Genomic DNA, 13,433 nt, shown 5'->3' with positions numbered 1-13,433 from the left:
CCACGGGCGGAGGGGGGAGGTGGGACGGTGACGCCACGGGCTCCACGCGGCCATCCGCGCGCAACCGGGCATGGCGGCCAGTGCGGTACAGCCTCGCCGCGGCCTCACGGGGGTGCGGCACCAGGCGGCGGTCCTCGTCGCCCGCGCGCCACAGCGCCGTGGGAAGCCCCGCGCCCGCGAGGGCCAGTTCGCCCACCACGCCCACGGGCACGGGCTGACCGGCCGCGTCCAACACCCACGCCTGGAGGTTCGCGGGGATGCGTTCTCCCAGCGTGCGCGGCAACAGCGCGCCTTCCTGGGCGTCACCCGACAGCCACACCTCCACGCCCGCGGCCCTGTGCAGCGCCGCGCCCAACTCCGCCGAAGCGCCTTCCAACACCAGCGCGCCAACATGAGCCAGGGACTCGCGCGCTCCGGGCAGTTCGCTGAGTGAACGCGCGAGCCGGGCCGACGTATGCACCAGCACCGCGCCGGACTGGCGCGCCAGCTCCAGCAGTCCTTCCACGCCCGCCTCGGCCTCCACCAGCACCTGCTCCTGGCGGGCGGTGGCCTCGGCGGCCATGCGCTCGCGCACCACGGCCAGGCGACGCAGACCGTCCAGCACCACCGGGGTGTCCAGGCCGAAGTCGATGAGCGCCGCCACTTCATCCACGTCCGCCGCGCGCACGTCGCGCAGACGCTTCACCGCGCCGTCCACCGTTCCCACGAGGCCCGTCGTCTTGGCGTGGTTCTCGAAGGTGTGCTCCAGCAGCGCGTCGATGTCCTCCGGGGACAGCTTCTGGATGTCGCCCTGGTAGCCCTGGGTGAGCAGCAGCGACGTGACGATGTCCACCGAGCTGCGGAAGTACGCGAGCAGCGGCTTGCGCACGAGGCGCAACACCTCCTGGTCGTCGTCGCCCAGGTACGTGTGCAGCATGCAGGTGATGTGGCCTCGGCCGGGGTGGCCGTTGCGGCGCCATGCCTCGCGGTACAACGCCACCTTCGGCTTCAGCTCCTCCAGCGAGTGCGACAGCAGGCCCGTGAGCACGCCCGCGCCCAGCTCGCCCGCCATGCGGAAGGTCTCCGGGTTGGACGTGGCGGTGAGCCACACAGGCAGCTCCTTCTGCACGGGCTTCGGCCGCAGCGCTCCCTCCACCAGGGTGCCCGCGCCGCCGGGGCGCTTGAAGCGCTCGCCGCGCCACAGCGAGCGCAGCGTGGACAGCTTCTCCAGCAGGATGTCGCGGCGCTTCTCGAAGTTGGCTGGCGCGAAGGTGAAGTCCTGCGTGTGCCAGCCCGTGGCCACGGAGAGACCCACTCGGCCCTGTGACACGTTGTCCACCACGGACCACTGCTCCGCGATGATGAGCGGATCATGCAGCGGCAGCACCACGCTGCCGGAGCGCACGTGCAGGTGCTTCGTGACGGCTGCGACCGCGGCGGAGATCACCGCGGGCTGCGGGTACAAGCCTCCGAACGAATGGAAGTGCCGCTCCGGCGTCCACACCGCGGAGAAGCCGTTCGCGTCCGCGAACTTCGCTCCCTCCATCAGGAGTTCGTACTTGGGGCCCTGGAGCGCGTCCTCGTCGTTGGCGAAGTAGATGAGGCTCAGGTCCATCACCTTCGCGCGAGGCCCGCCGCCTCCCAGACTCACCAGCCGCGCGGTGATGCGCTCCGGTGGGTACACCACGCGCAGGCCTCGCGTGAGCGCCCATAGAGCCTCCAGCTCCGGACGGTCCGCGGACGCCTCGCTCGCGGACAGCCACGCGCCGCCGTCCGGTGGAGACAGCCGCGCGTCCAGGCCGGTGAAGAACTCCGACAGCTCGCGGTGGCCCAGCGCCCAGGCTGGCTGTCCGGCGCCCGTGGGCAGCAGCCACGCCAGGGTGTGCGCGGCCTCTCCTGCGCGGAGGGGAGCACCCGATGCGTCCACGTCCTCCACGTAGACGACGCGCGATGCCTCCACTCGCACGGAGGCCACCAGCGCTCGCGTGGTGACGAGCACCGGCACGCGGGTGCCTTCTGGCGCGTAGACGGGCAACTGCGTCAGGTCAGCCGGGCCCAGCGCGATGCCCGCGCCACCCGCGGCCAGCACGCCCCACAGCGCGGCCAGCTTCTCCGGCGATGAGCGCAGGCACACGGCCACCGGAGTCCCTGCCGTCACGCCCAGGGCCTTCAGCCGCTCGGCCAGGGCATCCGCCTGGGCGCCCAGTTCGGCCCAGGTCCAGTGCGCATCCCCACGCGAGACGGCGGTGGCGTTCGCGTGGCGTGCACGCCGCTCCGCCAGGAGGGCCGGCACGGAGGTGATGCCCGGTGAAGCACGGGGCGCGGGCCAGGCGCGGCGCTCGGCCTCCGTGGTCAGGGGCAACTGAGCGACAGGCGTCTCAGGCCGGGCGAGCGCCGCTCCGAGCAACACCTGGAAGTGCTCCATCAGCCGCTCCACGGTGGCGGCGTCGAACAGCTCCGTCGCGTACTCCAGGACGCCGTGGACGCGACCGGGAGCTTCGGAGAGCAGGAGCGTGAGGTCCGCCAGGGTGGCGCCCCATTGCACGGGCGTGCCCGGCACCTCCACCAGCGAGCCGCGCAGGCCCGTCAGGTTCAGCGTCCCGGCGCCCGCGGCCGCACCCGTGTGGTAGACGAACACGGAGTCCGTCAGCCTTCCTCGGCCGATGTCATGGCCCGGGATGAGGGCTTCCACCAGGTACTCGAAGGGCACGTCCGGACGCGTCTGTGCGTCGGCGACCTCGTCACGCACCTGGGTCAGCAGCTCGCGGAACGTGAGGCCTTCGGTGAAGCGCGTCCGGAACGCCGCCGAGTGCGCCACGTAGCCGATGAGCGGTAGCAGCTCCGGCCTCGTGCGGTTGGCGATGGGCGTTCCGACGATGACGTCCGTCTGGCCGCTGTAGCGGTGCAGCAGCGTCTGCCACGCGGCGAGCACCGTCATGTAGCCGGTGAAGCCCTCACGGCGTGCGAAGGCCACCAACTCGCGGGCGAGCGCGGGCGGGAACTCGACCGTCATGCGCTCGGAGGTGAGCGGGCTCTCGGTGGGGCGCGGGCGGTCGGTGGGCAGGTCCAGCTTGCGCGGCATGCCAGCCAGCCGCTGCCGCCAGCCCTGGTCCTGTTCGGGCAGCCGGCCGCCCGCGATGCTGTCGCGCTGCCACGCGCCGAAGTCCGCGTACTGAACGGGCAGCGGGGGCAGGGGAGACGGACGCCCCTGGAGGAAGGCGTCGTAGAGCTGGCCCAGCTCCTGGACGAAGAGGGCGATGGACAGCGTGTCGCTGACGATGTGGTGGATGCCGCACAGGAGCAGGTGCAGCCGCGTGTCCACTCGCACGAGCGTGGTGCGCAGCACGGGGCCGTGGACCAGGTCGTACGGCTTCGCGGCGTCCTCACGGGCGAGCCGGAGGGCCTCGGGTTCACGGGTCTCCGCGGGGCCTCGCAGCTCCACGCGGGTGAGCGGGACTCGCATGTGCGCGTGGAAGCGCTGCACGGGGCGGCCGTCCACGGCGTCGTAGGTCGTGCGCAGCGCTTCGTGGCGCTGGACGATCTCCTGGATGCCGCGCTCCATCACGTCCGCGTTCAGGTCGCCTTCGAGCCGCAGGACGAACGGGATGTTGTACGCGGACTGACCGGGCAGGTGCTGCTCCAGGCGCCAGACGCGCTCCTGCACGAAGGACAGCGGCAGCTCGCCGGTGCGCGCGAGCGGCACGAGCGGAAGCTCCACGGAGACGGGGGCCTGCGGCGACTGACGCAGCAGGGGCACCAGACGCTCCGCGATGCCCGCGACAGTGGGCGCTTCGAAGAGGGCGGCGAGCGGCAGGTTCACGCCGAACGCGTCACGCACCTGGTTGAGCAGCTGCGCGGCCGTCAGCGAGTTGCCGCCAATCTCCAGGAAGTCGTCGTGGCGGCCGACGAACTCCAGGCCCAGTCGCGCGCGCCACAGCGCGGCCACGCGTTCCTCCACATCGCCACGAGGGGCATCGTCGCGCGCGGGCTGCGAGGGCAGGGGGGCAGCCTCGACAGGGGCCGGACTCGTGCTCGAAGCGGAGAGGGCAACGGCCTCCACGGCCTGTGTGGACATCACCACCGGAGACGGCGCCGCCACCGTGATGCGGCCTTGCGCCTTCTGCTCCACCCAGACGGTCTTCTCCTGGAAGACGTACGTGGGCAGGTGCAGCCGCAGGCGCTGCTCGTGCGAGTAGAACGCGCTCCAGGCCACGGGCACGCCCGCGGTCCACAGCTCGCCCACGGCCTGGAGCCAGCTCATCTGCTCCGTTGTCGTGCCACCCAGACGCAGCGACGGCAGGCCTCGGACTCGAGGCGCGCCGTCCTCCACCGCCATCAGGTTCGCGCGCACCAGCGGCGTCACGTCCTGACCGGGGCCCACCTCCAACATCACCGCGCAGCCTTCCTCCTGCAGCGTCTCCACCGCGCGGGTGAAGTGCACGGGCTTGCGCATCTGCTCGGTCCAGTAGCGCGGATCCGCCAGCTGCCCGGGCTGAGCCACCGTCCCCGTGAGGCTGGACACATACCGCACCGTCGGCTCTGTCCAGCGCAGCGTGCCCACCACGTGCGCCAGCTCCGGCATCAACGGCTCCACGTCCACCGAGTGGAACGCGTGCGGCGCCGGCATGCGCACCGCTCCGACCTTCTGGGCCTTGAGCTCGGCCTCCAGGCGCTCCACTTCCTCCACCGGACCGGACACCACGCAGCGGTCCGGCGTGTTCACCGCCGCCAACTCCAGCCGGCCCGACAGCAGCGGCTGGACCCGAGCCGCGGGCAGCGCCACCGCGAGCATCGCGCCCGGTGGCATGCGGTGCATCAGCTCACCGCGCGCCACCGCGAGGCGCATCGCGTCTTCCAGAGACAGCGCCCCCGCGACACACGCCGCCGCGTACTCGCCGAAGCTGTGCCCCAGCACCGCGTACGGCTTCACGCCCATGTCCTGCCACAGCCGCGCCAGTGACACCTGCACACTGAACAGCGCGGGCAGCGCCACGCGCGTGTCCGCCAGGGCCTCCGCGGACTCCGCCTCCGCACCGGCCTCAGGCGACAGCAGCCGCGACACGCGCTCCCGCAGCGGTGTCTCCAACAACGTGAGGCACGCGTCCAGGTGCTCTCGGAACCGGGGCGACGCCTCCGCCAACTCGCGCCCCATCGCGACCCGCTGCGCTCCCTGGCCAGAGAACACGAACGCCACGCGAGGCGCGCGCTTCTCGGTCTTCACCGCGACCACCGGCTTGCGGAGCTGGCGCACCAGATCCGCCGCGTCCTTCACCACGAGCACGTGACGGTATTCGAACGCCTTGCGGCCCACGGCGTGCGTGAACGCCAGGTCCGCCAACGCCTGCGCCTCCACGCCCTCCGCCACGTGCACATCCAGCTGCTGTGCCGCGGCCTGCAACGCCTCCAGCGAGCGCGCGGACAGTAGGACCAGCTGATGGGACCGCGAGGTGGGACCACTCCGCCGCAGGGGGGCTTCCTCGAGGACCGCGTGCGCGTTCGTGCCGCCAATGCCAAAGGAACTGACCGCGGCGAAGCGGGGTGTCTCACCGCGAGGCCACTGCCGCAGGGTGGTGTTGACGAAGAACGGTCCCGCGTCGAAGTCGATCTGCGGGTTGGCCTTCTCGAAGTGGAGGCTGGGGGGAATCTCCCCGTGGTGCAGAGACAGCGCGGCCTTCATCAGGCCCGCGAGGCCCGCGACCGTGTCCAGGTGGCCCACGTTCGTCTTCAGCGACGCCAGCGCGATGCTCCCCCGGTGCTCCGCGCCCAGGCCGTACGCGCGAGTCAGCGCCGCCACTTCAATCGGATCCCCCAGCGGTGTCGCGGTGCCGTGGGTCTCCACGTAACCCACGGCCTCCGGTGCCACGCCCGCGTTGGCCAGCGCCTGGGACACGACCGCCGCCTGGCCCTGCACGCTGGGCGCGGTGAAGCCGGACTTGTTCCGGCCGTCGTTGTTCAGCGCCGAGCCCCGGATGACGGCGTAGATGGAGTCCCCATCCCGCACCGCGTCCTCCAGGCGCTTGAGCACCACCGAGCCCACGCCGTTGCCGGACAGCGTGCCCCCCGCCTTCGCGTCGAACGCGCGGCAGTGGCCGTCCGGGGAGAAGATGAGCCCCTCCTCGTGCACGTAGCCCGTGCGCTGCGGCAGCGACAGCCGCATAGCGCCCGCGAGCGCCACGTCGGACTGGCCCGTCCTCAGGCTCTGGGCGGCCAGGTGCACCGCCACCAGGCCCGTGGAGCACGCGGTGTACAGCAGCACGCTTTCGCCCGTGAGCCCCAGCTTGAAGGACGCCTTCGTCGCCAGGCTCTCGTGCGTGGCGGTGCCGTGCAGCTCCATGAACGACGCCGCGTCCAGCGGCATCGCCTGCCGCACGGCGTCCGTGTACCCGGAGCCCGTGGCCCCCGCGTACAGCGAGATGGCCCCGGGGAAGCGCTCCGGGTCGATGCCCGCGTCCTCCAGCGCGGCCCATGCCGTCTGGAGGAAGAGCCGCTGCTGCGGATCCGTGAACTGCGCCTCGCGCATCGACATGTCGAAGAACGCGTGGTCGAACCGGTCCGCGCCGTCGATGACGCCCGCGGCTGGGACGAAGGCCGGCTGGTGCCACAGCTCCAGGCCCTCCGGCAGGACGGACAGGTGCTCCAGTTCCTCCGGGGCGAAGCGCGTGATGGACTCCACGCCTCCGCGCAGGTTGCTCCAGAACTCCGCCACCGTCATCGCGCCAGGGAAGCGGCCCGCCATACCGATGATGGCGATGGAGCCGGACTCGCCGGCCTTCGGTGCCTCGCGCGGACGGTGACCGGGAGCCTGGGGCACGGGCTGTACGGTGCCCGGGCCCTGCTGGGACTCACGCTCCAGCCGCTGGACGAACCCTTCGAGCGTGGGGTGTTCGAACAGCCACACCACGGGCACCTCGCGCTGGAGCTCCTCGCGCAGGCGCGCGGCCAGCCGCACCACGGTCAACGACGTGGCGCCCAGGTCCTCGAAGAAGTGGTCCTGCGCGCTCACGCGGTCCGTGCTCAGTTCGCGGGCGAAGACGGGCGCCAGGCGCTGCTCCAGCGGGTGCGTGGGCTCCACGAAGCGGCCCTGACGTCCGGTGGACGCGGCGTCCGGCGCGGGCAGTGCCTTGCGGTCCACCTTGCCGCTGGGGTTCAGGGGCAGGGTGTCCAGCATCACGAACACCGACGGCACCATGTACTCCGGCAGCCGCTGCCGCAGCGCCGCTCGCAGCGCGGACGCGTCCAGCACCTGCCCCGGGCCAGGCATCGCGTAGGCCACGAGCCGCTTGTCCCCGTGCACGTCCTCGCGCACCACCACCGCGGCGTCCTGCACCGCGGGCAGGTCGCGCAGGGCGGCCTCCACCTCCGCCAACTCGATGCGGAAGCCGCGCACCTTCACCTGCGTGTCGATGCGGCCCAGGAACTCCAGAGTGCCGTCCGGACGCCAACGGCCCATGTCTCCCGTGCGGTACAGCCGTGCGCCCGGCGTCGCGCCGTAGGCATCCGGCACGAAGCGCTCCGCCGTGAGGTCCGGCCGCGACACGTAGCCCCGGCCCACGCCGTCACCGCCGAGGAACAGTTCGCCCGGCACACCCACGGGCACCGGGCTCAGGCTCGCGTCCAGCACGTACACGGACGTGTTGGCGAGCGGTGCGCCAATCGACACCGTCGTGCCGACCTGTTCCAGCCGCTCCACCGTGAAGGCGGTGGCGACAATGGAGCCCTCGGAGGGCCCGTAGCCGTTGGTGAAGGGGATGCCCAGCGACTCCACCGCGCGGCGCACGTGCGGCGCGGAGACGATGTCGCCGCCCGTGTGCAGCTCGCGCAGCCGCCCGAGGATGTCCGGCCGGTGCTCCACCAACTGCGAGAAGAGACCGGAGGGCATGTGGATGAAGGTGACGCCGTGGCGCTCCACCACCCGGGCCAGCGTGTCCATGTCGCCCGCGGGCACGTGGCCCGGGAAGATGACGAGCCGGGTGCCATGCACCAGCGGCATCCACAGCTCCAGCACGGAGCCGTCGAAGGACACAGGCGCGAAGAGCAGCACCGTGTCGCGCATCCCGTAGTGCATGTACGGCGCGGCGTGCAGCACGCGCAGCAGGCCGCGATGCTCGACACCCACGCCCTTGGGCCGTCCGCCGCTGCCCGAGGTGAAGATGACGTAGGCCAGGTTGCGCGGCCCCACGCCCGTCTCCGGCGCGGTGACGGGCTGATCGGCCAGCTCCAGTTCCTCCAGGAACAGGCACGGCAGGGACGCGTCGGGCAGGTGCAGCCGGCCACGAAGCTCGCGCGTGGTGACGAGCAGGTGCGGCCGGGCATCCTCCAGCATGAAGCTCAGCCGCTGCGCGGGATACGACGCATCCAGCGGCACGTACGCGCCGCCAGCCTTCACGATGCCGAGCACCGTGACGACGAAGCCCACGGAGCGCTCCAGGCACAGCGCCACCAGCACATCCGGCCCCACGCCCTGGGCCCGCAGGACATGCGCGAGCTGATTGGCCCGGGCATCCAGCTGCGCGTACGTCAGCTGTTCATCCCCGTCCTCCACCGCGACGGCGTCCGGGCGCAGCGAGGCCTGCAGCGCGAAGCGCTCCGCGAGCGTGCTGTCGGAGGGATAGGGCAGGGCGGTGTCGTTCCACGCGACGAGCACCTGCTGGCGCTCCTCCGGCGTGAGCCACGGCAGCCGTGAGAGGGGCACGTCCGGCCCGGCGACCGCGGCCTCCAGCAGCACGAGCAGATGCCCGGCGAGCCGGGCCACGGTGTCGCGTTCGAAGAGGTCGGTGCTGTACTCGATGGAGCCGCGCAGTCCGTCCGGCGTCTCCGTGAGCAGCAGGCTCAGGTCGAAGTGCGCCGTGCCCGCGTCCACCTCCAGTGGCTCCATCCTCAGCCCTGGCGCATTGAACGCCTCGGCTGGAGCGTTCTGGAGCGCGAAGACCGCCTGAACCAGTGGCGTGCGGCCCAGGTCGCGAGGCACCTGGAGCTCCTCCACCAGCTTCTCGAACGGGAGGTCCTGGTGCTCGTAGGCCGCGAGCGTCGTGTCCCGCACCTGTCCCAGCAACGCTCGGAAGGACGTCTCCGGACGGACGCGTGCACGCAGCACCAGCGTGTTGACGAAGAAGCCGACCAGTCCTTCCACATCGCCGTGGGTGCGGCCCGCGATGGGAGCGCCGACGAGCAGATCCTCCTGCCGGCTGTAGCGGGACAGCAGCACCTGCCACGCGGCCAGCAGCGCCATGAACGGCGTGGCGCCTTCGCGCCGGGCGAGCCCCGCGAACCGGTCCGTCAGGCCGCGAGGCACGTGCACGGGCATCAGCGCGCCGTGAGGTGAACGCGTCGTGGGCCGAGGCTTGTCCGTGGGCAACTCCAGGACGCGAGGCGCACCGGCGAGCTGCTCCTTCCACCACGCCACTTCGTCCGCGAGCACGTCGCCCTGGAGCCAACCGCGCTGCCACGCGGCGAAGTCGGCGTACTGCACGGGCAGCTCCGGCAGCACCGGGGCCGAACCGGAAGCGAAGGCCGCGTAGGCCGTGGCCACCTCTCGCACCATCACGCTCAGGGACCAGCCGTCGGCGACGACGTGGTGCATGCCCAGGAGCAGCACGTGCTGCGTGGACGTCAGCCGCAGCAGGCGCGTGCGCAGCAGCGGCCCGGTGCCCAGGTCGAAGGGCCGGCCCGCCTCATCGCGCGCCACTTGCTGGACCGCCGATTCGGGGTCCGGCAGGTCGCCCAGGTCCGTCACGGGCAGCGCCCAGACCGGTGTCGGCTGGAGGGTCTGGACGGGGTCGCGGCCCTTCAGCGCGAGCGTGGTGCGCAGGGCTTCGTGGCGATCGACGAGGAGCTCCAGCGCGAGGCGCAGGGCCTCCACGTCCAGTGCGCCGTCCAGCCGCACGGCGCCCAGCAGGACGTAGGGCGTGGCACCGGGTTGGAGTTGTTCCATCACCCACAGCCGCTGCTGCGCGAAGGACAGGACCCGTTCGCCGTCGCGAGGCACCTTGCGGATCGCGGGCACGCGCGGGAGGCCGGTGCGCGAGAGGAGTTGGGCCTCCACCTGTTCGGTGACCTCGGCGACGGTGGCCCCGTCGAAGAGGCCTCGCAGGGGCAGTTCCACCTGGAACGTGGAGCGCACGCGGGACAGCAGCCTCGTGGCCAGCAGCGAGTGTCCGCCCAGGGCGAAGAAGTCATCGTGCACGCCCACCTTCGGCACCCGCAGCACGTCTCGGAACAGGTCCGCGATCCGCTGCTGGAAGGGCGTCATCCGCTGGGGCTTCGACGGCGCCAGGGCTGCCGGACGCGCGTCCGGAACAGGCAGGGCCTTGCGGTCCACCTTGCCGTTGGGGGACAGCGGCAGCGCGTTCAGCGCCACGAAGGCCGTGGGCACCATGTACTCCGGCAGCTTCGCCTTCAGCGCCTCGCGCAGGGCTTCCACCGTCACGCCCTGGCCCACCACATAGGCCACCAGGCGCTTGTCGCCGGGCGCGTCCTCGCGCACCACCACCACGGCTTCGCGCACGCCTTCGCACTGGCGCAGCGCCGACTCCACTTCGCCGGGCTCGATGCGGAACCCGCGCAGCTTCACCTGGAAGTCCAGGCGGCCCAGGTACTCGATGGTGCCGTCAGCGAGGACGCGGGCCCGGTCTCCCGTCCGGTAGAGCCTCGCTCCCGGAGGGCCAAACGGATCCGGGATGAACCGCTCCGCCGTCAGCGCGGGACGGCCCAGGTATCCCCGGCCCACCTGCGCGCCGCCGATGTGGAGTTCTCCCGCGATGCCCACCGGCACCGGCTGCGACGATGCATCCAGGACGTGGATCCGCGTGTTCGCCACCGGCCTGCCAATGGGCACGGAGCGCCGTCCGTCATGGCGCTCGCAGGTCCAGGCCGTCACTTCCACCGCGGCCTCCGTGGGGCCGTAGAGGTTGTGGAGGGGGACGCCCAGCCGCTCCAGGCAGCGGTCCTTCAGCTCCAGCGGCAGCGCTTCTCCGCTGCACACGACGCGGCGAAGCGCCGTGCAGCGCTCGAGCCCCGGCTCCTCCAGGAACACCTGGAGCATGGACGGCACGAAGTGCGCCGTCGTGATGCCCTCGCGAGCCATCAGGTCCACCAGGTATGCGGCGTCCTGGTGCCCACCCGGCTTCGCCACCACCAGCCGCGCGCCCGTCATCAGCGGCCAGAAGAACTCCCACACCGAGACGTCGAAGCTGAAGGGCGTCTTCTGCAACACGACGTCGCGGGACTCCAACCCGTAGGCGTCCTGCCCCCAGAGCAGCCGGTTGCGGATGCCCGCGTGGGTGTTCATCGCGCCCTTCGGGCGCCCCGTGCTGCCCGACGTGTAGATGACGTAGGCCAGGTGCTCGGCGCCCACGCCCGACTCCACGGGCTCCGGCGAAAGGGTCGCCACCTGGGGCCAGTCCGAGTCCAGGCAGAGCACCGGCGTGCTGCCCACCGACAACAACGGCCGCAGGTGCTGCTGCGTCAGCAACACCGCGACCGCCGAGTCCTCCACCAGGTACGTCCGCCGGTCCGCCGGCGAGGACGGATCGATGGGCACGTACGCGCCGCCCGCCTTGAGCACGCCCAGCAGCGCGATCACCAACTCCAGCGACCGCTCAGCGCAGATGCCCACGTGCACTTCCGGTCCCACGCCGCGCGCCCGCAGCGCACGTGCGAGCTGATTGGCCCGGCCGTCCAGCTCACGGTACGTCAGCCGCGCGCCCTCGAAGTCCACCGCGATGGCGTCCGGCGTGCGCGCCACCTGCGCCTCCACCAGCCCGTGCAGCGTGCCCTCCAGCGGGTAGTCGCGTGCGGTGGCATTCCAATCCACCAGCAACCGCCGCTGCTCCGCGTCATCCATCAGCGGCAGCAGGTGCACGGGTGTCGCCGCATCGCGGGCCACGGCCTCCAGCAGCACCTGGAAGTGGGTGGCGAAGCGCGCCGCCGCGTCCTCGGAGAAGAGGTCCCGGCTGTATTCGAGTGTTCCCTCCAGGCCGCCGTCGCTCGCGGTGAGCGACAGCAGGAGATCGAAGCGCGCGGTCTCCGTCGAGGTGTGCAGCCGCTCCACGCGGACGCCGGGCAGGGCCGGCGTGGACAGCGGCGCGTTCTGGAGAACGAACATCACCTGGAACAGCGAGGTTCGATCACCGCCGCGCGCCTGGGCCACGGCCTCCACGAGCCGCTCGTAGGGCACGTCCTGGTGCGCGTACGCGGCCAGGGAGGACTCGCGCACGCGACCCAGGAGCTCGGAGAAGCGAGGCGCTCCGTCCATGCGGGCGCGCAGCACCAGCGTGTTGAGGAACACACCGATGAGGGGCTCCAGCTCCGGCCGGGTGCGGTGGGCCACCGGCGTGCCCACGGCGAAGTCGTCCTGCCCGGAGTAGCGCGACAGCACGGCCTGGTACCCGGCCATCAGCACCATGAACAGCGTGGCGTCGCGGTCGCGGCCCACCTGTTCCAGCGAATGCACCAGGGACGCGGGCAGCGTGAAGACATGGCTGTCCCCACGCGTCGACCGGGTCCCGGGCTGTCCCTGCTCGGCGGGCAGGGTGAGCACGGGCACGTCCTTCAGGGACTCCTTGAGCGTGTCCAGCCGGGCCTGTGCCGTCTCGGAATCGTCCTGCTGGCGCTGCCATGCGGCGAAGTCCGCGGCCTGCACCTCCAGCGCCGGAAGTGGCGACGGACGTCCCGCCGCGAGCGCCGGGTAGAGGCTGGCCACCTCGTGCACGAGCACGCCCATGGACCAGCCATCCGTGACGATGTGGTGCATGCACAGGAGCAGCACGTGTTCGTCCGGGGACAGCCGGAGCAGCCGCGTGCGCAGCAACGGGCCGGTGCCCAGATCGAACGGCCGGGTCGCGTCCTCCCGCATGCGCTGTCGCAGGGTGGCGTCGCGCTCGGTGCCTTCGGGAAGGGACTCCACCGGCAGGGACCCGTCCGATGGCGGCGCGTGGATGCGCTGGAGCGGCTGGCCTTCACGTTCCTCGAACGTGGTGCGCAGCGGTTCGTGCCGGCGGACGATCTCCGCGAACGTGCGGCGCAGCACCTCCACGTCCAGGGGGCCGGAGAGCCGCAGGGCCAGGGGGATGTTGTAGAGGGCCTGGCCGGGCTCCATCCGATCCAGGAACCACATGCGCTGCTGCGCGAACGACAGCGGCAGCGCTTCATCCCGGGACACCGTGGGGATGGGGGCGGCGGGGTATCGGGAAGGGAGCGCTTCGATGCGCTCCGCGAGCCTTGCCACGGTGGGTGCGTCGAACAGCGCGCGCACGGGCAGGTCCACGCCGAACCGGGCGCTCACTCGGGTGACGAGCTGGGTGGCCAGCAGCGAATGCCCTCCGAGCGCGAAGAAGTCATCTTGCGCGCCCACGCGCTCCACGTTCAGCAGGTCCTGGAACAGCGCGGCCAGGTTCTCCTGGAGCGGTGTCAGCGGGCCCGAGTCCTCGGTGGCGACGGGGGCCGCGGGGGCGGGC

At 71.9% G+C, this 13,433-nt stretch carries 1 protein-coding gene; it reads right to left on the bottom strand.

The genetic code is table 11. The features are described from left to right. The coding region (locus D7V77_RS34025; RefSeq protein WP_120580434.1) for a non-ribosomal peptide synthetase/type I polyketide synthase at nt 1-13,433 on the bottom strand (13,433 nt) is incomplete at both ends.

Source organism: Corallococcus sp. CA041A, assembly GCF_003612075.1.
Taxonomy (GTDB): Bacteria; Myxococcota; Myxococcia; order Myxococcales; family Myxococcaceae; genus Corallococcus; species Corallococcus exiguus.
Note: the sequence above shows the minus strand (reverse complement) of the source record. Positions and strands in the feature narration are given on the sequence as shown.